The 23,254-nt window shown below is 72.5% G+C and carries 18 protein-coding genes; 9 read left to right on the top strand and 9 right to left on the bottom strand.

Annotated elements, in window-relative coordinates; all coding sequences use genetic code 11:
- The first annotated feature begins 43 nt into the window (after positions 1–43).
- The 4 genes from IEY70_RS11330 to IEY70_RS11315 all read left to right on the top strand — a co-directional run bounded on the left by IEY70_RS11330 (position 44) and on the right by IEY70_RS11315 (position 5,348).
- Positions 44–2,404, top strand: a complete 2,361-nt coding sequence (locus tag IEY70_RS11330; RefSeq protein WP_189065125.1) for a PAS domain S-box protein — start codon at positions 44–46, stop codon at positions 2,402–2,404.
- A gap of 55 nt (positions 2,405–2,459) precedes the next feature.
- On the top strand, positions 2,460–3,788 hold the full coding sequence (locus tag IEY70_RS11325) for an XRE family transcriptional regulator (RefSeq protein ID WP_189065124.1): 1,329 nt from the start codon (positions 2,460–2,462) through the stop codon (positions 3,786–3,788).
- Complete coding sequence (gene modA / locus IEY70_RS11320; protein ID WP_189065123.1) at positions 3,785–4,552, top strand: molybdate ABC transporter substrate-binding protein; 768 nt, start codon at positions 3,785–3,787, stop codon at positions 4,550–4,552. Before IEY70_RS11325 ends, modA begins: the two co-directional genes overlap by 4 nt.
- A gap of 61 nt (positions 4,553–4,613) precedes the next feature.
- Positions 4,614–5,348: an ABC transporter permease gene (locus IEY70_RS11315; RefSeq protein WP_189065122.1), complete on the top strand. Its 735-nt coding sequence runs from the start codon at positions 4,614–4,616 to the stop codon at positions 5,346–5,348.
- A gap of 157 nt (positions 5,349–5,505) precedes the next feature.
- Here the strand turns inward: IEY70_RS11315 and IEY70_RS11310 are convergent, their stop codons facing one another.
- Positions 5,506–6,585: a LacI family DNA-binding transcriptional regulator gene (locus IEY70_RS11310; protein ID WP_189065121.1), complete on the bottom strand. Its 1,080-nt coding sequence runs from the start codon at positions 6,583–6,585 to the stop codon at positions 5,506–5,508.
- A 357-nt stretch (positions 6,586–6,942) separates the two neighbouring features.
- On the opposite strand from IEY70_RS11310, the gene IEY70_RS11305 reads away from it, so the two are divergent.
- From IEY70_RS11305 to IEY70_RS11295, 3 genes are all read left to right on the top strand, one after another.
- The gene (locus IEY70_RS11305) at positions 6,943–9,087 is read left to right on the top strand and encodes a beta-galactosidase (protein WP_189065120.1); all 2,145 of its coding nucleotides are present in this window, start codon (positions 6,943–6,945) and stop codon (positions 9,085–9,087) included.
- Positions 9,084–10,154, top strand: a complete 1,071-nt coding sequence (locus tag IEY70_RS11300) for a glycoside hydrolase family 53 protein (RefSeq protein WP_189065119.1) — start codon at positions 9,084–9,086, stop codon at positions 10,152–10,154. Before IEY70_RS11305 ends, IEY70_RS11300 begins: the two co-directional genes overlap by 4 nt.
- A gap of 67 nt (positions 10,155–10,221) precedes the next feature.
- Positions 10,222–11,406 (top strand): sugar ABC transporter substrate-binding protein, encoded by a 1,185-nt coding sequence (locus IEY70_RS11295; protein WP_189065118.1) that lies wholly within the window; start codon positions 10,222–10,224, stop codon positions 11,404–11,406.
- A gap of 106 nt (positions 11,407–11,512) precedes the next feature.
- On the opposite strand, the gene rsgA is transcribed toward IEY70_RS11295, so the two are convergent.
- Positions 11,513–12,574 (bottom strand): ribosome small subunit-dependent GTPase A, encoded by a 1,062-nt coding sequence (rsgA, locus tag IEY70_RS11290; RefSeq protein WP_229777871.1) that lies wholly within the window; start codon positions 12,572–12,574, stop codon positions 11,513–11,515.
- 259 nt (positions 12,575–12,833) lie between these two features.
- Here rsgA and IEY70_RS11285 point away from each other — a divergent pair, with 259 nt between their 5' ends.
- Positions 12,834–15,143, top strand: coding sequence for an HD domain-containing phosphohydrolase (locus tag IEY70_RS11285; RefSeq protein WP_189065116.1), 2,310 nt, complete (start codon positions 12,834–12,836; stop codon positions 15,141–15,143).
- A 134-nt stretch (positions 15,144–15,277) separates the two neighbouring features.
- Here IEY70_RS11285 and IEY70_RS11280 read toward each other — a convergent pair whose 3' ends face one another.
- The 6 genes from IEY70_RS11280 to IEY70_RS11255 form a co-directional block, all read right to left on the bottom strand.
- Positions 15,278–16,246, bottom strand: coding sequence for an HpcH/HpaI aldolase/citrate lyase family protein (locus IEY70_RS11280; protein ID WP_189065115.1), 969 nt, complete (start codon positions 16,244–16,246; stop codon positions 15,278–15,280).
- On the bottom strand, positions 16,243–17,280 hold the full coding sequence (locus IEY70_RS11275) for a cysteine protease StiP domain-containing protein (RefSeq protein WP_189065114.1): 1,038 nt from the start codon (positions 17,278–17,280) through the stop codon (positions 16,243–16,245). The genes IEY70_RS11280 and IEY70_RS11275 overlap by 4 nt, the downstream gene beginning before the upstream one ends.
- Before the next feature lie 139 nt (positions 17,281–17,419).
- A complete protein-coding gene (locus IEY70_RS11270; RefSeq protein WP_229777870.1) occupies positions 17,420–18,199 on the bottom strand; it encodes an HAD family hydrolase in 780 nt (259 codons plus the stop codon).
- Positions 18,196–19,356, bottom strand: coding sequence for a phosphoribosyltransferase domain-containing protein (locus tag IEY70_RS11265; RefSeq protein WP_189065113.1), 1,161 nt, complete (start codon positions 19,354–19,356; stop codon positions 18,196–18,198). The genes IEY70_RS11270 and IEY70_RS11265 overlap by 4 nt, the downstream gene beginning before the upstream one ends.
- Positions 19,353–20,453, bottom strand: coding sequence for an ATP-grasp domain-containing protein (locus tag IEY70_RS11260; RefSeq protein ID WP_189065112.1), 1,101 nt, complete (start codon positions 20,451–20,453; stop codon positions 19,353–19,355). The genes IEY70_RS11265 and IEY70_RS11260 overlap by 4 nt, the downstream gene beginning before the upstream one ends.
- A gap of 124 nt (positions 20,454–20,577) precedes the next feature.
- Positions 20,578–21,342 carry a hypothetical protein gene (locus IEY70_RS11255; protein ID WP_189065111.1) on the bottom strand — a complete coding sequence of 255 codons (765 nt, stop codon included), beginning with the start codon at positions 21,340–21,342 and terminating at the stop codon, positions 20,578–20,580.
- A gap of 176 nt (positions 21,343–21,518) precedes the next feature.
- On the opposite strand from IEY70_RS11255, the gene IEY70_RS11250 reads away from it, so the two are divergent.
- Positions 21,519–22,226 (top strand): FadR/GntR family transcriptional regulator, encoded by a 708-nt coding sequence (locus tag IEY70_RS11250; RefSeq protein ID WP_189065110.1) that lies wholly within the window; start codon positions 21,519–21,521, stop codon positions 22,224–22,226.
- Between the two features lie 34 nt (positions 22,227–22,260).
- On the opposite strand, the gene IEY70_RS11245 is transcribed toward IEY70_RS11250, so the two are convergent.
- A complete protein-coding gene (locus tag IEY70_RS11245; RefSeq protein ID WP_229777868.1) occupies positions 22,261–23,250 on the bottom strand; it encodes a hydroxymethylglutaryl-CoA lyase in 990 nt (329 codons plus the stop codon).
- Positions 23,251–23,254 lie beyond the last annotated feature (4 nt).

Below are 23,254 nucleotides of genomic sequence, written 5' to 3'. Positions count from 1 at the left end.
CGTCTTTCCCGTTCCGGCGTGACGTTTCCTGCGAGGCTCATTGATGACTGGTGGCGCTGATCCACAATCCGGGGGTTCACCCGCGCTTCTGAACAGCCTGTTCGGTCATTTCGACCGGCAGCCGGGCAGCGGCCTGCTGACCCTGGACGGCGAGGGCCGCGTGGTCTGGGCGTCCGGGAACGGGCTGGGCCTGCTGGGCCTGCAACCGGGCGGCGCGCAGGGGCGGACGCTGGAATCGCTGCTGCACGGGGACGACCGGCTGGGCCTGCCGTACGATTTCATGCAGCAGGTGCAGGCGGGGCACACGACGCGCCTGGAGGCGCGCATGGCCCGGCACGGCGCGCCGCTGTGGTGTGAGATCACGGTCCTGCCGGTGCAGGGGGACGCGGCGGCGGCGGCGCTGGTGCTGCTTCAGGACATCTCGCCGCGCCGGGCGGCCGAGCAGCAGGCGCGGTCGCTGGAGGCGCGGCGGCAGGCGCTGCTGGACATCGCGTTCGACGCGATCATCACCATCGACCGGCACGGGCGGGTGGTCGTGTGGAACCGCGCGGCCGTGACGATCTTCGGGTACAGCGTCAAGGAGGCGGTGGGGCGGCCGCTCTCGGAGTTGATCGTTCCGCCCGGCTCGCGGGCCGCGCACCTGCGCGGCATGACGCGCCACCAGCAGACGGGTGAGACGCGCGTGGCGGGGCGGCGCATCGAGCTGGGCGCGCAGCGCAAGGACGGCAGTCTGGTGGAGGTCGAGATGACCATGTCGCCCGTGTGGATCGAGGAGCAGCTGTACTACACGGCGTTCATTCATGACCTGACCGATCACCGCCGGGCGCAGTCGCAGTTGCGTGAGCAGTCCGAGCAGCTGTCGCTGGTGCATGACCAGATGCCGACCCTGTCCTGGACGACCGACCGGGACCTGCGGGTGACGATGCTGCGCGGCGGGGCGATGGCGGCGCTGAACCTTGACCCGGCGGCGCTGGTGGGCCGCAGCATCCCGGAGGTCCTGAACGGCGCCCCGCAGGCGCGTGAGAGTCTGGACGCGCACCGGGCGGCGCTGGAGGGCCAGCGCGGCCGGTACCTGCACCGGTTCCAGGAGCAGGTGTTCGAGATTCACGTCAGTCCCATGCATGACGATGTGGGCGCGGTCAGCGGGACGGTGGCGCTGGCGACCGACGTGACCGAGCAGCACCGCGAGCAGATCAGCGAACGCTACCGCGCGCGGGTGCTGCGCTCCATTGCGATCGGGGAGCCGCTGCCCACCACGCTGAACCTGATTGCCGAACTGCTGACGCAGCAGACGAGCCGCACGACCGCGCAGCTGCTGACCGTCAGTGACGGGCACCTGCGGGCCGTGCCGGGGCAGGCGCTGCCGCCCGAGCTGGAGGCGGTGTTCAGCCGCCCGGTCGCGCCGCAGGAACTGCATCCGGCGTGGGTGCGGGCGCTGGACACGCGGGACCTGACGGTGTCCGGGCTGGGCGGTGACGGCAGCTGGACGCCGTTCCGGCTGGCGGCCGTGCAGCTGGGCGTGCGGTCGCTGTGGCTGCTGCCCGTGATGTCGCGGGTGGGTGACGTGATCGGCCTGATCGCCCTGTACCGCGCGGCGCCGGGCGAGCCGTCGGTGCGGCTGATCGACCTGATCCAGCATTCGGCGCAGCTGATGATGGTGGCGGTCGAGCAGGACCAGTACCTGCAGACGATCCTCACGACCCGCGAGGAGACGCTGCGGACGCTGGGCGTGGCGCTGGAATTCCGGGATTACGAGACCAAGGGCCACACGGACCGGGTCGTGACCCTGAGCCTGCAACTGGCGGACCGGCTGGGACTGTCAGCCACGCAGAAGGACGAGTTGCGGCACGGGGCGTACCTGCACGACCTGGGCAAGATCGCCATTCCGGATCAGATTCTGCTCAAGCCGGGCAAACCGAACGCGGCCGAGTGGGAGATCATCCGGCAGCATCCGGTGGTGGGGTACGAGATGCTGCGGCACACGCCGGCCATCGGTCCGGCCAGCCTGGAGGTAGTGCTGCACCACCACGAGCACTGGAACGGCGGCGGGTACCCGCGCGGGCTGGCGGGCACGGACATTCCGCTGCTGGCGCGGGTGTTCGCGGTGGTGGACACCTTCGACGCGCTGACGAGCACGCGGCCGTACAAGCGCGCGTGGCCGGAAGAGGACGCGCTGGCGGAACTGGCGCGCATGGCGGGCCGGGTGCTGGACCCGCACATGGTGGAGGTCTTCACGGCCATGCGCGGCGGGGCGGCGCCCGGTACGGACGTGGGCGGCCGCACGGATGACCGCGCGGATACGGATGACCGCGCGGATACGGGTGACGGTGCAGATATGGGTGACGGTGCAGATACGGGTGACCGTGCAGACGCGGGCGAGGAGTCCGGCACGGAGCCGCAGTAAGCGGCACCCGTCACCCCCTGGTTGACGGGGCGTCAACTCCTGGTTAACCTGTGGCATGACCGCCGAGGCGCTCCCCACCCTGGAACCCCGCGTGCGTGAACGCCGCGAGGCGCTGGGCCTGCGCGCCAGCGACGTGGCCCGGCAGGTGGGCATCACGCGGCAGGCGCTGCACCGCATCGAGAGCGGCGCGTCGCTGCCCGGCACGCTGCTGGCCTTCACGCTGGCCCGCGCCCTGACCTGCCGGGTGGACGACCTGTTCACGCTGCGCGCCCCCGGCCCCGACCCGCTGCTGAGCGCCCGCAGCCCCGCCCCGCTGCCCGCAGGGACGCGCGTGGCCCTGGCGTCCCTGCCACCACCCACCCTGCCACCACCCACCCTGCCGCCATCCGACCGGCTGCATTCTGACCGGCTGCACCCTGACCCGCTGGCCCCCGATCTGCTGGCCGTGGACCTGCGCGGCGACACCCACGGCACGCCCGGCGGCTTTCACGTGCCCGCCGACGGGGTCGTGCAGGCCGCGGCCCCCGGCGGCCGCGTCACGGTGCGGCCGCTGCGGCCCGTTCCGGACGCACTGACGCTGGCCGCCCGGACGGCCGTGCTGGTCGGCTGCGACCCGGCGCTGGACCTGCTGGTCACGCACGCCGCCCGGCAGCCCGGCGGGACGCGCGTGATCCTGCGCTCCGCGCCGAGCCTCGCGGCGCTGCGCGGCGTGGCACGCGGCGAGGCGCACGCCGCCGGGATTCACCTGTGGGACGCCCGCAGCGGCACCTCGAACCTGCCGTTCACGCAGGCGGAACTGGGAGCGGCGCAACTGTTCACGCTGTGGACCTGGGAACAGGGCCTGCTGCTGGCCCCCGGCAACCCGCTCGGCGTGCGCGGCCCGGCCGACCTGACCCGCCCCGGCGTGCGCCTGCTCACCCGTGAACGCGGCGCCGGGAGCCGCCTGCTGCTCAGCGACTGGCTGCGCCGCGCGGGCCTGCCCGACCCGGACGGCTGGCAGGACAGCCTGCCCACGGCACGCAGTCCGCTGGAGGCCGCCGCGCGGGTCGCGTCCGGGCAGGCGGACGCCGCGCCCGGTCCCCGCTCGGCCGCGCAGGCCGCCGGGCTGGACTTCCTGCCGCTGCAACCCGAACGCTTCGATCTGGTCGTCCCGGACGGGCACGCCGGGCATCCGGCCATCCTGGCGCTGCTGGCCGCCGCGCGCAGCGACGCCTTCCGCGCCGACCTGAGCGCCCTGGGCGGCTACGACCCGGCGCAGTCCGGCGAGCCCTGGCAGCGCAGCCTGCCCGCCCCGGCCCCCACGGACCCGCCCGGCCCCCCGAACGGCCGGCACTCTCTCAACGACGAGCTCAATGACGAGCTCAATGGCGAGGCACACGCATGAAACGATTCTTCACGGCCCGGCTTCTCACGGCGGCCCTGCTGACCCTGGGCGCCCCGGCGCACGCCGCGAACCTGACGGTGTTCGCCGCGTCCTCCCTGACCGACGCCTTCACCGAGATCGGCCGGGACTTCGACCGGAAAACGGGGAACCGCACGACCTTCCAGTTCGCCGGGTCGCAGACGCTGCGCGCGCAGCTGGAAAACGGCGCGCAGGCCGACGTGTACGCCAGCGCCAGCGACGCGCAGTTCACGCCGCTGGTCGGGAAGCTGATCACGGCGCGGCAGGTGTTCGCCCGCAACACCCTGACCGTGATCGTCCCGCGCGGCAGCAGCGTCCGGAGCCTGGCGGACCTGACCCGGCCGGGCCTGCGCGTGGTGATCGCCTCGCCCGGCGTGCCCGTCGGGGATTACACCCGGCAGATGCTGGCGGCCGTGGACCGCGCCGGCACGTACGGCCGGGACTACTCGGCGCGGTTCCTGAAGAACGTGGTCAGTGAGGAGGCGAACGTGCGGCAGGTGGCGCTGAAGGTCAGTCTGGGCGAGGCGGACGCCGCCGTGGTGTACAGCAGCGACCTGACGCCCAGCCTGAAGGGCCGCGTGCAGGCAGTGGCGTTGCCGGGCCGGTTCAACATGCTGGCCTCGTACCCGGTCGGCGTGACCCGCGCGTCCCGCAGCGCCCCGGAGGCGCGGGCGTTCGTGGCGTACCTGCTGTCGGCGGACGGGCAACGCACCCTGAGAAAGTGGGGGTTGCGCGCTGCGAAGTGACCCGCCGCGCGGGAAGGCCCGGCGTTCCCCTCCCCTGCTGCCGCTGCTGCTGGGCGGCCTGATGACGGCGTTCCTGCTGCTGCCCACGCTGGCCCTGCTCTCACGCGGCCTGAACGCCTCGTTCCTGCCGACCCTGCTGAGTCCCGCCGTGACCGACACGCTGCGCGTGAGCCTGTGGACGACCGGCCTGACGGCCCTGCTGACCGTGGTGCTGGTCACGCCCGTGGCGTTCCTGCTGGCCCGCTTCGACTTCCGGGGGAAGGCCGCGCTGGAAACGCTGCTGGACCTGCCGGTCGTGCTGCCGCCGGTCGTGGCGGGCCTGGGCCTGCTGCTGGTGTTCGGCCGCACCGGCCTGCTGGGCGCGCCGCTGGAACTGGCGGGCGTCAGCGTGGCGTTCTCGCCGGCGGCGGTGGTCATGGCGCAGCTGTTCACGGCGTCCCCGTTCTACCTGCGGGCCGCCCGCGCGGGTTTCGGCAGCGTGGACCGCGACGCCGAGCAGGCCGCGCAGACCGACGGGGCCAGCCGCGCGCAGGTGTTCCGGTTCATCACGTGGCCGCTGGCATTCCCGTTCCTGCTGGAGGGACTGGTGCTGACCTGGGCGCGCGCGCTGGGTGAATTCGGCGCGACGATCCTGTTCGCCGGGTCGTTGCAGGGCCGCACGCGGACCGTCACGCTGGCCGTGTACGCCGCGCTGGAAAGCGACCTGGGGCCGGCGCTGGTGCTGTCGGCCGTGATGGTGTGCGTGGCGTTCGCGGTGCTGCTGGTCGTGCGGACGCTCGCGGCCCGGCGCGACTGATACGGACTCCGATTGAACGGGCTGCAAAGACCATTCAATCCGAGCGGCGCGAGTAGGAGTCGAAGCGCCCCTCCGGACGTGGAGTTGGCAACCCGGCGCCCTTCCGGGTTGTTAACACAAACGGCAGTCCGTATGACGGTTGTGCAGGCGGCCGGGATCATTCCGGGTGGGTATGGGCCAGCGTGCGGGTCAGGAGGCGCAGCGCGGCCTGCACGGCGGCGCGGTCGGGCGTCTGTGGGGGGCCGGTGCTGGCGCGGACGATCAGTTCCGGGCGGGTGACGATCACGTCGCCGGGCGGGTCGTCGCCGAGGTGCGCGAGCAGGTGCGTGAAGGCCCGCTGGCCCAGCGTGGGGAAGTCCTGCCGGACGGTGGTGAGCGGCGGGATCAGCAGCGCGCTTTCCGGGGTGTCGTCGTACCCGATGACGGACACGTCGGCCGGGACGTGCAGGCCGCGTTCCCACAGGGCGCGCAGCGCGCCGACGGCCATCTGGTCGTTGGCGACCAGCAGCGCCGTGAAGGGCGGCCCGGCCAGCAGCGTCTGCGCGGCGACGTACCCGCCGTGCGGACTCCAGTCGCCGCTGACGCGCGCGACGGGGCTCAGGCCGTGCGCGTGCAGGACGCCCTGCCAGCCCTGTTCGCGGGTGTTCTCCACGACGGCCTCGTTGGGTGAGGTGATCAGCGCCACGCGGGTGTGCCCGAGGTCCAGCAGGTGCTGCGCGGCCAGCCGGGCGCCGTACTCCTGGTCGAGCAGCGAGGCGGGCACGGGCGTGTCGGGCGTGACGTCCATGAACACGCAGGGCAGGTCCGGGAGGCGGCGGCGCAGTTCGCTGGCGTCGGCGGGGGTCATGGAGGCGTTGATGAGCACGCCGTCCACCTGCCGCTCGCGCAGGGTGCGGACGGCCTGGGTGACGGCGGGCAGGGTGTCGTACGGCACGATGGACACGATCAGGCTGTACCCGGCGGCCCGCGCGGCCCGTTCGATGCCGGAGGTCAGCTGGGACGGGGCGTGCAGGGCGAGGTCGTTCGTGACGAACCCGACCGTGAAGGTCCGCTGCCGGGCGAGGCTGGTGGCGAGGCGGTTGGGAACGTAGTCGAGTTGCGCGGCGGCCTGCGTGACGCGGGTGCGGGTGCGGGCCGAGACGTTCGGCAGGTTGTTCACGACGCGCGAGACGGTCTGCTGCGACACGCCGGCCAGCGCGGCCACATCGGCGAGGGTGACGGGAGTGCGGGGGCGCATATGCCCGGTATGTTAACCCTAACAATCCCCGTCTTCCAGGGTGATCGCACTCAGGTCATCGCACTGTCAGGCCGTGACGGCTCGGTCAGGCTCCTTTTCTGGGTACCGTCCCGGACGGTGTTCTGGTGGGAGACCGACCCGCGCACCCGATCTTCAGCGCGGGAATCGTGCCGGGACTACACATGTTAACCTTCACAGTTTCTAGGGTAGGCCGTACATCAGAACCTACCACGGGTGCCACCGGGCACCTGCCCACCCCTGCGCGGCCCTCAGCCCCGCACGGCGCTCATCCGGCCGGCCACCTGCCGTCCGGCACGCCCGACCCCACCCCCCCTCCTCTCTGCCAGCAGGTGACGAATGCGCGACCACACCCATCCCTCCAGCCCGTCCACGCCTCGGCCCGCTCCGCTGACGCTGGGCGTGTGCGACTACCCCGAACACGTGGACCCCGCCACCTGGCCGGAACACGCCCGGCAGCAGCGGGCGCTCGGGCTGCACTTCGTGCGGCTGGCCGAATTCGCCTGGAGTCGCCTGGAACCCCGCCCCGGCGAGTTCGACTGGGCGTGGCTGGACCAGGCCATCGAGGTCGCGGTCGCGGCGGGACTGCAGGTGGTGCTGTGCACCCCGACCGCCGCGCCCCCCGCGTGGCTGGTCGAGGCGCACCCGGAGATCCTCCCGGTCGGCCGTGACGGGCGGCGCCGCACCGCCGGATCACGCCGCCACGCGGACCTGAGCAGCCCGGCGTTCCGGGAGGCGTCCGTGCGGATCACGCAGGCCATGGCCGAACGGTACGGCACGCACCCGGCCCTGATCGGCTGGCAGACCGACAACGAGTTCGGGTGGGGCGACACCGCGCAGAGCTTCACGCCCGCCGCGCAGGCGGCCTTCCAGGCGTGGCTGCGCGAACGGTACGGCACCACCGACGCCCTGAACGACGCGTGGGGAAACGTGTTCTGGAGCATGGAGTACAGCGACTGGACGCAGATCCCGCTGCCCGGTCAGGGCGTGTCGGCCAGCAGTCCGTCGCATGTCCTTGACTTCATGCGCTTCAGTTCCGGGCAGGTCGCGGCGTTCCAGGCGGATCAGGTGGCGCTGCTGCGCCGCGCCTCGCCGGGGCGGTTCGTGACGCACAACTTCATGGGGTACTTCAGCGCCTTCGACCACTACGAGGTGGCCGCCGGACTGGATTTCGCCGCGTGGGACAACTACCCGACCGGCACGCTGGGCGCCGTGCACGAGTGGAACCTGCTGGACCCGTCGTTCGCGCTGACGTACGCCCGCACCGGGCACCCGGACGTCACGGCCTTCAACCACGACCTGTACCGCGGCCTGACCGGCGCCGGGCGGGGCCTGTGGATCCTCGAACAGCAGTGCGGGCAGGTGGACTGGGCGCCCAGCAACCCGCTGCCCGCGCCGGGCGCCGTGAACCTGTGGACCGCGCAGGCCTGGGCGCACGGCGCGGACGCCGTGACGTACTTCCGCTGGCAGGCGGCGACCATGGCGCAGGAAATCATGCACTCGGGCCTGCTGCGCCACGACGGCACACCCGACCGGGGCGCGGCCGAGGTGGCAGGCACCGACCCGGCCCGCTACCCCTGCGTGCCGGTCCGCAACCGCGTGGCGCTGCTGCACGACTACGAGAGCCTGTGGCTGTACGGCGCGCAGCCGCACGCGCAGGGCATGAGTTACTGGGCGCAGGTGTTCACGTACTACCGCGAGCTGCGCCGCATGGGCGTGGACGTGGACATCCTGCACCCGGACAGCCCGCTGGACCGCTACGACCTGATCGTCGCCCCGGCCCTGACCCTCATGACCCCGGAACGCGCCCGGCACCTGCGCCGCGCCGCCGGGCACAGCCGCGTGGTGTTCGGGCCGCGCACCGCCTTCCGCACCGCGTCCGGCCGGGCCGCGCAGACCGCGCCGGGCAGCCTGCTGGCGCAACTGACCGGCGCCCGCCTCCAGAACTTCGATTCCCTGCCGGCCGGACTGACCCAGCCGGTCGGCGGGCACGGCGCCAGCGGGCATGGCGTCGGCGGGCACGGCGCGGCGCTGTGGGCGGAAAGTTACGTGCCCGAGGACCCCGCCACCGAGGTCCTGCACCGCTACGCCGGAGGCCCGCTGGACGGCGAGGCCGCCGTGACCCGGCGCGGCCTGGTCACCCTGATCGGCGCGCACAGCCCGTCCCTGATCGGCAAGGTGCTGGCCGGGGCGCTGCGGGACGCGAACATCCCCACCCTGAACCTGCCCGAGGGCGTGCGCCTCTCCCGGCGCGGCGAGGTCACGCTGCTCCAGAACTGGAACGCGCATCCCGTGACGTGGTGCGACCTGACACTGGCGCCCGTCAGCACCACGTTCCTGAACAGCGGGGACGTGCAGGCCCGCGCCGCGCAGCACACCACACCCGACACCACACCCGACACCACACCGGCGGATCACGCCGCCGTCACCGGACCCGTCCCGTCACCCACCCCCACCCCTCACCGCATCAAGGAGCCCACATGAATTCCAGACTGTTGCCGCTGACCGCCCTGCTGACCCTGGCGCTGCCCGCCTGCTCCGAGGCCAGCACCCCCCAACCCGACGCGTTCATGCGCGGCATGGACGTCTCCGAGGCGCGGGACGCCGAGCGCAGCGGCGTGCAGTTCCGCGACCTGGACGGGCAGGTGAAGCCCGCCATGCAGATCGTGCGCGACCACCGCTACGACTGGGTGCGGGTGCGCCTGATGATCGACCCGGACGGCCGCTACGGCCTGACCCAGGACCTGCCGTACGTGAAGGCCGTGATGCTCGACGCGCAGAAACACAACCTGAAGGTGCTGCTCGACCTGCACTACTCGCACTGGTGGGCGGATCCCGGCGGCCAGTGGCTGCCCGAGCGCTGGAAGGGACAGGACACGGCCGCCCTGAGCGCCTCGGTGTACGACTACACGCGCGGCGTCATGAACGAACTGACGGCGCAGGGCACCCCGCCGGACATGGTGCAGGTCGGCAACGAGATCAACGGCGGGATGCTGTGGGAGCCGGGCCGCATCCGCAACGACGACATGACCACCTTCGCGACCCTGGCGAACGCCGGCACGCGCGCCGTGCACGACGCCCGGCCCGGCACGCCCGTCATGATCCACATCGCCAAGATCGGTGACGCCGACGATACCGTCGCGTGGTACCGCGCCTTCGAGAAGGCCGGCGGGCAGTTCGACACCATCGGCCTGTCGTACTACCCGATGTGGCACGGCACCTTCGACGACCTGGGCAACGCCATCCGGCAGCTGAAGACGGCGTTCGGGAAACCCGTGATCGTCGCCGAGACGGCGCTATACTGGGACACCAACGAGAAAGGCTACGACAACGTCCCGTACCCGCAGACCCCGCAGGGGCAACTGGACTACCTGCGGGCCCTCACGCCGGTCGTGCGGGAGGCGGGCGGCAGCGGCCTGTTCTACTGGGGCGCGTTCTGGTCGCAGAGCAGCCGCTGGCTGAAAGCCGACTGGTCCGACGACGACGCCTCGCGCCGCTCGCTGTTCGACGACGACGCCCGCGCCACGCCCGCCATCGACGGCCTGAACTGAACGGCCCCGCACGGAACCCCCCTGTCCCGCACGGCCCCGCACTGAACGCCCCACCCCGGAGGACTCCATGAAGAAACTGCTCACCCTGACCGCCCTCGTCCTGACCGCCCAGGCCTCGGCCGCCACCCTGACCGTCTGGAACCACTTCACGGACGCCAGCGAGGTCGCGTGGCTCCAGGCGCAGACCGCCGCCTACACCAAGGCCAGCGGCAACAAGGTCAGTATCGTGTCCGTGCCGCTCGACCAGATTCCCGACAAGCTGATCCAGGCCGCGCCCAAGGGCCAGGGTCCGGACCTGATCGTCACGCTGCCGCAGGACCGCCTGGGGCAACTCGCGGCGGCCGGCGTGGTCGAACCGCTCGACCGTTACCTGACCACCCGCACCGACCTCGACAAGACCGCGCTGAGCGCCATGACGTACAACGGAAAACTGTTCGGGCTGCCCATGTTCGCCGAGTCCGTCGCGCTGATCTACAACAAGAAACTCGTGCCCAAGGCGCCCGCCACCTGGGATGAATTCATCCGCGCCGCCCAGGCGAACACAGGCAGCGGCCGCTACGGCTTCCTGATGGACCTCAGCAACGCCTACGCCAACTACGGCGTGTTCAGCGCGTACGGCAGTTACATCTTCAAGAACAACGCCGGCACCCTGAACGTCAAGGACGTCGGCATCGGCAACGCCGGCGCGCAGAAGGCGCTGGGCCTGCTGAACGACCTGCGCTACCGCTACAAACTCGTGCCCGAGGGCGTCAGCGCCGACGCCGCCAAGGGCGCGTTCGTGGACGGCCGCCTCGCCATGTTCATCACGGGACCGTGGGACATGGGGGACATCCGCAAGGCCGGCATCGACTTCGGCATCACGTCGCTGCCCACCCCTCCCGGCGCGACCGGCAAGTGGAGCCCCTTCGTGGGCGTGCAGGGCGTCATCATGAACGCCTACAGCAAGAACAAGGTCGCCGCCAGCGGCCTGGCGCGCAGCCTCGTGACCCGCACCTCGCAGACCAGTTTCAACCAGGCGGGCGGGCGCATCCCGGTCAGCCTCGCGGCCCGCACGCAACTGAAGAGCAACCCGGTCGTGCAGGGCTTCGGGAAGACCATCTCGGCCGGGACGCCCATGCCGAACGTGCCGCAGATGGGCTCCATCTGGGGACCGTGGGGGAACGCCGTGGCGCAGGCCGTGCAGAAACCCACGCCGGACTACCGCGCGATTCTCGACGCCGCCATGAAGGAGGTCAATGGAAGCATAAAATAAGCGCCGTCCGCGCAGACCTGGTAGAGCGCGCCCCCGTCCGGTTGGATGGGGGCGCGGCTCTGTGTACCGGCGGTTCCGTATGGTGGCGGCCCTGTGGAATGGCCGTTCAGCGGCGGGGGGGTCGGCTGCTGCGGCGCGCGGGGACGGCCGCGCCTTTCAGGGCGTGGTACGCCTCCAGCTGAGCGGCGCTGATCTGGCCGCGCTGCACGGCCCTGAGTACCGCGCAGCCGGGCTCGCCCGTGTGGGTGCACTTGCGGTAACGGCAGTCGGCGGCGATCTCCTCGATCACGTCCAGGCCCGCCGCCACGCCCTGCGGGTCCCACACGGCAATGTCGCGCAGGCCCGGATTGTCGACCAGCAGGCCGCCGCCCGGCACGCGGTACAGGGTGCGGGCGGTGGTGGTGTGGCGGCCCAGCCCGTCAGGCATGACCTCGCCGGTCTGCGCGGCGTCGCGGCCCAGCAGGGCGTTCGTCAGGGTGCTCTTGCCCACCCCGGACGAGCCGATCAGGGCGGCCGTCAGGCCGGGACGCAGCGCGGCGCGCACGTCGCTCAGGCCCGCGCCGCTGCGGGCGTTCAGGGCGTACGTGGGCACGCCGGGCGCCAGTGCCCCCAACTGCGCCAGCAGCGGCTGCGGGTCGCGGGTCAGGTCGGTCTTGTTCAGCAGCAGCGCGGGCTGCGCGCCGCTGGCGTGCACGGCCGCCACGTAACGGCCCAGGCGCGGCAGGTCGAAGTCCTCGCCGGGCGCCGTGACGATCAGGACCGTGTCCACGTTCGCGGTGATGACCTGACGGCTCAGGCCGCCGTTCACGGCGCGCGCGAAGGTCGTGAGGCGCGGCAGGACCGCCGTGACCCGCAGGTCCGGGCTGTCCGGCAGGCGCTGCGCGACCACCCAGTCACCCATGACCGGCTGCGAGTCCGGGTCCTGGCGCATGCTGCCCGCCAGCAGCGCGCCCTCCTCACCCTGCGCGGTCCACAGGCGGAACGTGCCGCGCCCCACCCCAGCCACGCGGGCAGGCAGCAGGTCCGGCTGCACGTCCGGCGTGGCGGCGTGCAGGACGTCCTGCGCGGCGGCGTGCAGCGCGTCCGTCCAGCCGAGCGCGTCCAGTTCCGGGCCGCGCCAGTTTCCGGCGTGCCGGTCTGTCAGAGTCCGGTCAGAGTCGCTGGTCACGCGGTCCCTCCTGGTCTGCCCGGCAACCACCCTGGCAGCCACTCCGGCGGCCACCTCAACGGGAAACACTCCGGGCGAACCACCGTGGGCGCCGCGCGGGCGCGCACCTCTCATTCAGGAACAACATCATGCGTTCAGGGTAGCGCCGCCGCGCGCCGCGTGCTGAGGCGCAGGTCGCCATGTGCGCCGCGTGTCACGGTCCGCGGGCCGCCCCTCTGTGACAGGTCTGCCAGAACGCGCGTGCGACCATGAACACGATATGGACACCGGATTCGCTCAGACCCTTCCGGGCGCCGCCTACCTGAATTTCTGCATCCTGACGACCGCCGCGCTGCTGATCGGGCTGACCGTGCCGCTCGGCACCCGCTGGCCCGCCAAGGCCCTGCGGGCCGCGCTGTACGCCCTGACCAGCGGGGCGCTGTTCCTGTTCACCTTCCCGGCCGGACCGAACCTGTTCGTGGACCTGCGACTGGTGCCGCTGGCCGTCGCCGCCTACCGCCTGGGGCCAGGGTGGGCGCTGCTGGCGGCGCTGCCGGTCACGCTGTACCGCATCTCGCTGGGCGGCCCGGCGCTGCCCGGCACGCTGATGCACCTGGCGCTGGTCCTGCTGATGGTGACCCTGCTGCGCCACCACGACACCGCGCCGCGCCTGCCGCTGCGGGAGAACCTGCGCCGCGCGCTGCTGATCTTCGGGCTGCCCGCCCTGACCATCTTCCCGACGTTCATGAACGTGGGCCGCGACCCGCTGGACGCCGCGTGGCCGTACCTGATGGTCGTCACGCTCAGCGCCGCCGGGTTCAGCCTGTGGCTGGCCGTGGCGCGCCTCATGAGCGGCGCGTTCGAACGGTCCGCGCAGACCGGCGGGGCCGGCACGCTGGACCTGCTGACCGGGCTGCCCAACCGCGTGGCGTTCGAACGTGACCACCTGCCCCGGCGGCCCGGCTGGGCCGACCAGTACCTGCTGCTGCTGGACCTCGACCGGTTCAAGGACCTGAACGATCAGCGCGGGCACGAGTCCGGCGACGGAGTCCTGCAGGCCCTGGCGCGCGTGCTGAGCGCGCACCTGCCCTGCGACGGCAGCGGGAACGCCGGCGTGCAGGGCCGCGCGTACCGGCTGGGCGGCGAGGAGTTCGCGCTGCTGTTCGAGGCGCCCGACCGCCTGAGTGCGCAGCACTTCGCGGACCGCCTGCGCCGCTCGGTGCCGGTGCAGACCGCCGACCTGCTGGGCCTGCCGGACCTGAAGGTCACGGTGTCCGGCGGGCTGGTCGAGGACGGTCCGGGCGCGCTGAACACCGCCGACCGCCTGATGTTCACCGCCAAGACGCTGGGCCGCAACCGCGTCCTGGACCCCTGGCAGGCGCCGCCCGCGACGTCCAGGGCGCCGCTGAACCAGACGTCCCCGGCAGTCAGTACCCTGCGGGCGCTGCTGCAGTTCATCGCCGGGAACGACGACCCCGGCGCGGAACCGGACCTTCAGGACCTGCTGAACGCCGCGATCGCCTGCGTGCCCGGCGCGGAAGCCGGGACGATCACGCTGCGCGCCGCGGGCGAGTCGGTCGTGCAGGTGCAGAGCGGGTACGACGACAGCCTGATCGGCACGCGGCACTCGGTCCTGCAGATGCAGCAGTGGCACGGCAACCCCGACGGGTGGCGTGCCGGACGCGCCCGCCTGCTGCGCGGCCAGGCCCTGCGTGACCGGTCACGGGACACGCACGACCCGAACTCCGACACGCAGCGCACCCTGGAAACCGCCGGGAAGCAGGGGCAGTTGCAGGCGAACCTGCTGATTCCCGTGAAGGTGCAGGGCGACATCTACGCCGAACTGAACCTCGACAGCCTCAGCGACGAGCACGCCTTCGATCACGAGTCCCTGCTGATCGCCGAGGAGTTCGGTCTGTGGGCCGCCGCGATCCTGTCGGCCAGCAGCCGCGTGAAACAGGCGCTGTCCTCGCAGGACGCCGCGCTGCTCACGCTGGGCATCGCGCTCGAGGCGCGCGACATGGAAACGCAGGGCCACACCCGCCGGGTCGTGGAACTGTCCGCGCGGCTGGGCGAGGCGCTGGGCCTGAACGCCAGCGCCCTGCACACCCTGCGGCAGGGCGCGGCGCTGCACGACCTGGGCAAACTGCTGATCCCGGACAGCATTCTGCTGAAGCCCGGCGCGCTGACCCCGGACGAGTGGACCACCATGAAAACCCACGCGGCGCTCGGCGCGGACCTCGCCGCGCAACTGAGCGACCTGACGCCCGCCGTGCTGGACGTGATCCGCTCGCACCACGAACGCTGGGACGGGCGCGGCTACCCGCACGGCCTGGCAGGCGAGGACATCCCGCTGCTGGCCCGTATCTTCAGCGTGTGCGACGTGTTCGACGCCCTGACCAGCGAACGCCCGTACAAGGCCGCCTGGAGCGTGCAGGACGCCCTGAACGAGATTCAGGCGCAGTCGGGACGGCAGTTCGATCCGCAGGTCGTGGCGGCCTTCACCGCGCAGCACGCCGCGTGCCCCGCGCCTCCCACCCCCGCCGAACTGCCCGAGTCGGGGTACGCCCACCCACCGCACCTGAACTGAACCGGAGTCCGTCTGTTTCGCCGACAATCCGGAACTTTACCGGCCCTGCCAGCCCCACGTCCGGAACCCGCTTTGCTCCCACTCGCTTCGCTCGGATTGAATGGTCTTTGCAGCCCATTCAATCGGAGTCCGGTTCAGAAGTGCAGCGCCTCGCTCTGCTGTTCGGGCAGCACGCCGTAGCGCCCGGCGCGGGCCAGGATGTCGGCGGCCCAGCGGGTGTGCGTGGCGGGTTCGCACATGCGGCCGTTCATGCTGAACACGGCCGGGGCGTCCGGGGCCAGGATGGCGTGGGCTTCCTGCAGGTCGTGCGGGTGAACGGCGTACGCGCCGAGGACCGCCGCGATCTGCGCCGGGTGGATGATGGTCTTGCCGCACAGGCCGTACTCGAGGTCCTGTTGCAGTTCGCGGGCCAGGGTGGCGGGGTCGCTGAAGACCTCGTACACGGGGCTGGACAGCGCGAACCCGGCGGGTTTGAACACGCCGATCAGCATGCTGATCACGCGTTGCAGCGGTCCCTCGAACACGGTGCGGCCGGGCGTGCGGCGAACGCCGAGGGCGTGCATCAGGTCGTTCCCGCCGATGCGCAGGCCGCCCACGCGGTCCTGCCAGCCGCGCGTGAGGATCAGGTCGCGCAGGGCGGTCATGTTGGTCTCGCTGAGCGCCTCGCGGGTTTCCAGGGTCGGGAAGACCCGCAGGTGCGCGTGTTCGGGCGCGCCGAGTTCGTTCAGGTAGGCGGCGAGATTCCCGGCGTGAATCTTGGGCAGCACGAACCCGGTCACGGCGCGCAGGTCCATGCCCAGGACCTCGCGCAGCACGGCGGGGTTGCGCACGCGGATCAGGCGCAGCGGGCCGCGCTCACCCAGTTGCGGCAGCGCGGCGCGCAGGTTCGCGAGGGCCAGGGGCAGGTCGTCCTCGCGCACGGCGTCCTCGGTGCAGTAGATCAGGCTGGTCAGGTCCGGCCAGCGGCCACTGCCGAGTTCGACCAGGTCGGGGCGGGTGGCGGGCGTGTACAGGCTGGCGCCCAGCGTCCACGGGTCGAACGGGGCGGGCAGATCAGGGAGGCTGGACAGATCAGGGAGGCTGGGCAGGTCGGGCAGGGTCATGGAGCACCTCCGGCGATGGTGGCGACCGCCAGGTACGGCAGGTCGGGGTGGGTGGTGACGGGCACGCCGGACGCGAGGGCCAGTTCGCGCAGGTGCTGCGTGTCGGGGTGATCAGCGTCCCGGACGAGCAGGTGCGCGGGGCGGCGGCGCAGGAACACGCGGGTGGCCTCGCCCACGCCGGGTTTCACGCGGTGCGGGTCGTGCACGCCCAGGCGCGCGGCGGCGGCCAGCGCGGCGCCCTGCGGGTCGGCCGGGCGCGGGCCGCTGACCAGGGGCGTGTCCGGCCCGAACGGGAGGCTCAGGTCGTGCAGGGCCTGCAGGTAGTGCCCGGTCAGGTCGTGTGCGGTCAGGTCGTCCTCGCGGCGCGCGGCGTGCCGCTGGCCGGGTCCGGTGACGAAGGTGCGGCTCAGCAGGCCGCAGACGGTGGCGTTCAGCGCGGCGTGCGGGAGCAGCAGGTCGTCGTGCGTGGCGGCGTGCAGGGCCACGCCGGCCGGGTCGCTCAGCACGGCGAGGCGGGCGGGCACGCTGGCAGGCAGGCTGGCGCTGAGGGTGTCGTGGATGCTGCCCTTTCCGGTCCAGCCGTCCACGAAGATCAGTTGCGCGTTCGGGTGCGCGGCCTGCACCTCGGCCAGCGCGGCCCGGTCGATGCCCTCGCCCCGGATGATGCTGAGGGTGTGGTGCGGCAGGTCCCGGCCCCAGCGGCGCGCGAGGCGGCGCATGGCGCACCCGACGGGCGTTCCGGCGCGGGCCAGTGAGACCAGCACGGGTTGCGGGTACTCGCGCAGCGTCCCGGCAGTCAGCGCGGCCAGCAGCTGGCCCACGCGCGGGCCGTTGCGGCGCAGTGCGCCGTGGTACGCGGCGGTCTGCGCGGCGCTGGGTGCGCGTTCGGGGGTCAGGAGTTCCCCGTAGGACACGCCGCTGCGGATCAGGGCTTCCTTCTCGTCGATGCTGACCAGCCGGGGCGCGGCGGCGTTCAGGTGCACGCGCACGTCCTCGGGGGGCAGGGTGTGGAACAGCGGGGCAGAGACGGTCATGCAGGCATCCTTGAAGGGGGGGCAGAAGGTGAGGCAGGAGGCGGCGGGAAGCAGGGGGGCGCGCGTGTGCCGCAAGTGTACGGCGCGGCGGTCAGCGGCGGGTCTGCGTCTGACCGGCCCGGTCGTTCCGGCCGGGTGCTCAGCGTTGCGGCAGGGTGAGGCCGCGCAGGGTGCGCATCAGCTGGCCGCGCCGGGGGGTCACGGCGAAATCGCACTCGTTCATGAAGTCCAGGTCGCTGACCGAGTCGCCCAGTCCCAGCGTGAGGGCCGCGCCGCGCAGGTGCGTGTCCAGCAGGTAGCGCACGGCGGCCGCCTTGCCCAGGTGGCGGGGCAGCAGGCTGACGTTGTTCGCGTTGGCGATGACCCGCAGCGGCGAGTCCGGGCCGTGCGCGGCGTCCCAGCGGTCCTGAAGGTCGGCCAGGACCTGCGGGTCGGCGTCCGGGTGTTTCAGGACCGTCATGAACGGCAGGCCGTGCGCGGCGTGGCGGGTCAGGCGGGCGCCCAGCCGCGCGGCGGGCGCGGTAATAGCGTCAGTGCCGGCGTGCAGGGCGTCCTGAAGGGGATGCAGGTGCGCCGTGACCTGCGCGGCCCACTCGGCGTCCGGTTGCCCGTCCGGGGTCAGGATGGTCAGGCCGTGATCCATGACCTGCCACGACCGGAACGGCAGCGTGACGCGCCGCATGGCCTGCGCGTCGCGCCCCGTGACCGGGATCAGGGTGACGTGCCCGCCCTCCAGCAACTCCAGCAGCGCCGTCTGGGCGGGCGTCGCGTGAGAGTGCGGCTGCCCGAGGGTGTTCACGGTCATGGGCGTCAGCGTGGCGGGGTCCGTGCCGGGCAGTTTGCGGAGCGTCTGGAACAGCGTGTCGTCCAGGTCCGCGAACGCGACGGTCCCGCCGCTCTGCCAGGGGGCGGCGGTCACGTGAGCCTCACGGCGCGGGCGTGCGGTCCCAGGGCGCTCAGCAGGGCCGGGTCGGGCTGGCAGTCGCCCTCGAAGGTCACGAGAATGCGGGCGTACTCCTGCGGGGCCACGTTGTACAGGTAGTTGGGAATGCCGTCCCCGACGTTGTCCGTGAAGGTCAGCGCGTGGCGGATGGCGAGGCCCGGCAGGACCGGACTGCGGGTCGTGGCGCTCCAGCGCACGTCCAGGCCCGCCTGCTCCAGCGCGCGGGCCAGGGCGAACGCCGGGAACTGGTACTCGCCCGTTCCCAGGACCAGCACGGGGCCGCCCGGGCCGGTCAGGTCGGCCAGGGCCAGCAGGTCCGCCGGGTCGGCCGGCAGGTGCAGAGCGTCCGGGTGGCCGTAGCGGGCGCTGCGGGTGGGTAGCAGGTGGCTGCGGTCGCCGCCGTCACCGGTCACGGCGGGCAGCGCGGCGGGCGTCCAGGCGGGGTCCGGCGTGAATTCGAAGGTGCCGCTCGACAGGCTCACGAAGTCCACCGGAACGCCCAGCGCGGCCTGCACGGCCCCCCGGCGCACGCACCAGTCGGTCAGGCTGACCAGCACCACCCGCGTCACGTGCGGGTGCAGCGCCAGCCACTCGCGCGCCAGGTTCTCCAGGGTCGTGCCGGTCGAGAGTTCATCGTCGATCAGCACCAGTTCCCGCGCGGCGCGGGCCTGCACGCCCGGATCGTAGACCAGGTGCGCGGGCGCGTGAGAGTGCGGTTCGTCGAAGCGCAGCAGCAGCGGGTGCCCGCTCAGGTAACGGGTGGTGTGCTGGAAGGTACCCACCGGGCCGCCCGAGTGCACGGGCTGCTGCGCCTGCCACGCGCGGAACACGCCCTCGCCCAGCGCGGTCGCCGTTTCCGCCAGTCCGATGAAGTGCGGCTCTGTCAGGGGCGGCAGGGCCGCCGCGAGCGCCGCGTGCGTGCCCGCCGCCACCTGCGGCCGGATGGGAATGTGCTTGCCCAGCACGCGGCTCACGAACAGAAAGCCGCGTTTCGGGTTGCGGCGCACCGCGAACTCCAGCAGGTCGTCCAGCGGCAGGGCCGAGCGCTCCAGGTGCAGCTCCAGCCGCCCGCTGGGCAGCGTCACGGACGTCCGGGTCGTCCCGTCGGTCGCGGCGGATGGATTGGCGGTCACGCCGGTGCCTGCGCCACTTCTTCCTGAGACACTTCCGGCGACACTTCCGGCTGTACGACGCGTACGACCTTATCCTCGGCGACGTTCAGGCCGGTCTGCACGGGCGGCAGGGCGTCCCAGTCGAGCGTACCCTCCCAGGCGCGCAGCAGCAGCAGCGGGAAGTTCACGCCGGCCGCCATGCTGTAGCGCAGGCCGCCGGACGCGCGGGCGTTGATTTCCAGCATGTTCGCCACGCGCGCCGGATCGCCGGGCCGGGACTGGTCCTTGGTCTGGAAGTTGAAGATGCCGCTCAGGCCGTACGCCTGCGCGATCTGCTCGGCGGCCCGCACGAGGTCCGGGCGGTCCTCGATCCGCTGACCGTCCGGGCCCTTGCGGCGCACCACGGCGCGGATCAGGCGGCCCTGCCACGCCACGCAGTCCACGCTGCGCTCGGCGCCCTCCAGGGTGTGCATCAGCAGCATGGTGGGCAGGCCCGGCGCGGCGAACATCTCGCGGGCGGCCGCGTGGCTCATCTGGTACAGTTCGCCCTTCAGGAACGACCCCAGGTCCGGTTCGGGCGTCAGCACCCGGAAGCCGCTGGCGTAGATGCCACGCGCGGGTTTCACGCACAGGCGCACGCCGCTCTCGCTCAGGGCGTCCCAGGCGGCGTCGAAACTGCTGAGCGAATCGAAGGTCGTCCAGCGCGGAATCGGCAGCACCGACGCGTCCCAGCCGCGCAGGAACTCGTCCTTGCGTTCCAGCAGGCGCTGCGTGTCCTCGGACGCCGGGGCCAGCACCGCCGTGCCCGACTGCGCGAAGGCCGGGGCGTGCCGGGCCAGCAACTCGCGTTCCTTGCCGGGAATCAGGGCGTCGATACCGCGCTCCTGGCAGGCGCGGCGCAGCCAGTCGGCGTACTCGTCGCCGATCAGGCCGCGCGGTTCCAGGAAGGTGTGCGGCGCGGCGGCCAGCGTGCCGTGCCCGGCGTCCGTGTGGCTGGCCCAGACCTCGAAGCCGCTGCCTTCGAGGGCCGTGATCTGCGCGGCCGTCACGCTGAAATTCTTGTTGAACAGCACCCGGCGGGGCCGGGCGGTCGGGGTGGTGGTGCGGTCACTCGTCATGATGAACTCCTGCGCGCCGCCCGGCTGCGGGGCAGCAGAGGCGGAACACATACTCTGCCTGAAAGTCGCGCGCCGCACCACTGCATTCCTGGCATCTGCCTCTGCATCTCTCTGTGGCTCCCGCTCAGGGGGCGTCGCGGCGGGCCAGTTCCTCGCCGAAGTCGCGGGCGGCCTGCGCGGCGCGGCGGTCGGCCTCGGCCGCGAACGTGGCGATCAGCGCCCGCGCGCGGGCCAGTTGCGGGGCGCTCAGGTGCGCCTCGACGCCCAGCAGCGCGCCCTGATCGTCCCGGCGTTCCGCGCTGGGGTGGCCGCTCAGGGTGTCCAGCAGCGCCCGCACGAACGCCGACTGCACCGCGCTGCCCGTGCGGATCAGCCGCAGCGGGTGCGTCTGCCGGTACAGTTGCCGGGCCGCCGCGAAGCGCAGCCGCCGCGCCAGTGAGCCGCTGCCCGCCAGCACGTCCGCTTCCGTGATGTGGCCCGCCGCCTGCGCCAGTGCCTGCGGGTCCACGCCGTCCAGCGACGCCCAGCCATCCACGCGCGCCGCAGCGAGCCTGTGCAGGTCCACGGCGCCCAGCAGGCGGCGCAGTTCCGGTTCTGTCAGGTCCTCGGCGTCCACCAGGGCGGTCAGGGCGTCGTCCTGCCCGTCCGTTCCCAGCCGGGAGAGCAGCGCCGCGGACTCCCGGAACGAATCGAGCGCCGACAGGTCCTGCGTGACCGGCAGCGCCGGGTGCAGGTCGAACAGCGTCAGGTCGTGCGTGCGCAGGTGCGCGGCCAGCAGGCGGCCCGCGTTGGCGCGCTCGCCGCCCACGCCGCCCCGGTACAGACCCATCAGTTTCCGGCCGCGTTCCAGCGCAGCCCCGTCCGTTCCAGCGTCCGTCACAGAGGGCATTCTGGCACGCCCGGCCGCAGCGTCCCGGTCACAGCAGCCCGGTCACAGCCTCCCGGCGGACCCCGTCCTCACCGGAGCCGGAGGTGTCTGCCACGGCTGACTGGCCCTGCTGTCTGGCCCGGCTGTCTGGGAGGCGACCGTGGTACCGCCAGCCCGGTGGTCTACCATGCGGGCGGATGCGACGTATTGAACCTGTGCCCGTGCATCAGCTGGTCGTGAACGAGATCCTGCGCGGCATCTCGGTCGGGGAACTGGCCGCCGGGGACGCCCTGCCCTCGGAACGTCAACTCGCGGCGGACCTGGGCGTGTCGCGCGTGACGGTGCGCGAGGCGCTGGACGTCCTGACCCGCCAGGGGTACCTCGTGAAACGGCGCGGCAACGGCGGCACCTGCATGGTGCAGCCCTCACCGCAACTGTCCCCGGAACTGCGCGCGCACGTGCAGGGCCGCTGGCAGGCGCTCAGCGAGGTGCTGGAATTCCGCGCGGCCGTCGAGGGCGAGGTGGCCGCGCTGGCCGCCGCGCGCCGCACCGACCACGACCTGCTGGCCCTGGAGGACGTGCAGGCCCGCCTGGGCGGCGTGACCGGCTCGGGCGCCTTCCGCCGCCTGGACTCTGACTTTCACGGCCTGCTGGCCGCCGCCACCCGCAACGAGATGCTGATCGACGCGGTGGAACGCGCCCGCTCCGCGTTCTTCCTGGAGATGGACATGCGCCTGCCGGAATCCCAGTTCCAGACGTACATCGCCCGGACCACCCAGGCGCACCGCGAGGTGCTCGACGCCGTGCGTGACGGCCACGGCGAACGCGCCCGCACCCTGATGCGCGCCCACATCCTCCAGACCGCGCGCGACAGCGAGGACAGCGTGTTCGGAACCGGCGGCTGACCCGGCCAGCCCACCCGGCCGGCCCGGCGACCCTTTACGCCGGGAAATCCCCCGCCTGGGCCAGCATGCCCGGCAGGTCATGCCCGAGCTGCGCGGCCAGCCACGCGCCGGTCCGGGTCAGGGCGCCCAGGTCCAGGCCAGTGTGCACGCCCATCTCGCGCAGCAGGTAGCCCAGGTCCTCGGTGGCGACGTTGCCGGTGGCGCGCGGCGCGAACGGGCAGCCGCCCAGGCCGCCCACGCTGCTATCCAGGGACTGCGCGCCGTGCTCGACGGCCGCTGCGGCGTTCGCGTACCCGGTGTTGCGGGTGTTGTGAAAGTGCATGCCCAGGCGGGTGCCGGGCGCAGCGAAGGTGCGCGCGCCGCGCAGCAGGTCCCGCACGGCGCGCGGGTTGCCCACGCCGATGGAGTCCGCGAACACCAGTTCGTCCGGGGCGGCCTGCGCGACCGCCTCGGCCACGCGCAGCACGGCGGCAGGTGGGATGCGCCCGTCGAAGGGGCAGCCGAAGCTGGTGGCCAGCACGATCCCGATCCCGACACCCTCGGCGCGGGCGCGGGCGGTCAGCGTGGCGGCCAGGGCGGTGGCCTGCGCGACCGTCTGGTTCTGGTTGCGCGCCGCGAACGCCTCGCTGACCGGGAAGGCGTAGCGGACGTGCCGCAGGCCCGACGCGACTGCCCGCTCGAACCCACGTTCGTTCAGGACGAGACCCATCAGGATCGTCCCGCCCGCTGTCGCCCCCCCCGCTGTCGCCCCCCCCGCTGTCGCAGCGCCGGGCGCAGAGGCGGCGGCGATCACGTCCTCCGCGCCCGCCATCTGCGGCACGCGCTGCGGGTGCACGAAACTCACGGCCTCGATTTCCGGTACACCCGCCGCCGCCAGCCGGGCGACCAGTTCGGCGCGCACGGCTGGGCTCAGGTGCGTGGGCTCGTTCTGGAGGCCGTCGCGCGGGCCGACCTCCACGATCGTGACGTGATCCGGGGTCATGGCATCCGGGCGGCCGGGATGGAACGCGCTGGAACCGGTCATGCGC

This window comes from Deinococcus seoulensis (assembly GCF_014648115.1).
Lineage (GTDB): Bacteria > Deinococcota > Deinococci > Deinococcales > Deinococcaceae > Deinococcus > Deinococcus seoulensis.
This window is presented reverse-complemented; position numbering and strand designations above follow the sequence as displayed.

Bases quoted from the DNA above. Each gene is read 5' to 3' on its own strand.
- IEY70_RS11245 (WP_229777868.1), bottom strand. From the start codon at position 23,250: ATGACCGGTTCCAGCGCGTTCCATCCCGGCCGCCCGGATGCCATGACC.
- IEY70_RS11300 (WP_189065119.1), top strand. From the start codon at position 9,084: ATGAATTCCAGACTGTTGCCGCTGACCGCCCTGCTGACCCTGGCGCTG.
- IEY70_RS11255 (WP_189065111.1), bottom strand. From the start codon at position 21,342: ATGCCCTCTGTGACGGACGCTGGAACGGACGGGGCTGCGCTGGAACGC.
- IEY70_RS11315 (WP_189065122.1), top strand. From the start codon at position 4,614: ATGACGGCGTTCCTGCTGCTGCCCACGCTGGCCCTGCTCTCACGCGGC.
- modA (WP_189065123.1), top strand. From the start codon at position 3,785: ATGAAACGATTCTTCACGGCCCGGCTTCTCACGGCGGCCCTGCTGACC.
- IEY70_RS11280 (WP_189065115.1), bottom strand. From the start codon at position 16,246: ATGACCCTGCCCGACCTGCCCAGCCTCCCTGATCTGTCCAGCCTCCCT.
- IEY70_RS11325 (WP_189065124.1), top strand. From the start codon at position 2,460: ATGACCGCCGAGGCGCTCCCCACCCTGGAACCCCGCGTGCGTGAACGC.
- IEY70_RS11260 (WP_189065112.1), bottom strand. From the start codon at position 20,453: ATGACGAGTGACCGCACCACCACCCCGACCGCCCGGCCCCGCCGGGTG.
- IEY70_RS11295 (WP_189065118.1), top strand. From the start codon at position 10,222: ATGAAGAAACTGCTCACCCTGACCGCCCTCGTCCTGACCGCCCAGGCC.
- IEY70_RS11330 (WP_189065125.1), top strand. From the start codon at position 44: ATGACTGGTGGCGCTGATCCACAATCCGGGGGTTCACCCGCGCTTCTG.
- IEY70_RS11275 (WP_189065114.1), bottom strand. From the start codon at position 17,280: ATGACCGTCTCTGCCCCGCTGTTCCACACCCTGCCCCCCGAGGACGTG.
- IEY70_RS11310 (WP_189065121.1), bottom strand. From the start codon at position 6,585: ATGCGCCCCCGCACTCCCGTCACCCTCGCCGATGTGGCCGCGCTGGCC.
- IEY70_RS11305 (WP_189065120.1), top strand. From the start codon at position 6,943: ATGCGCGACCACACCCATCCCTCCAGCCCGTCCACGCCTCGGCCCGCT.
- IEY70_RS11250 (WP_189065110.1), top strand. From the start codon at position 21,519: ATGCGACGTATTGAACCTGTGCCCGTGCATCAGCTGGTCGTGAACGAG.
- IEY70_RS11285 (WP_189065116.1), top strand. From the start codon at position 12,834: ATGGACACCGGATTCGCTCAGACCCTTCCGGGCGCCGCCTACCTGAAT.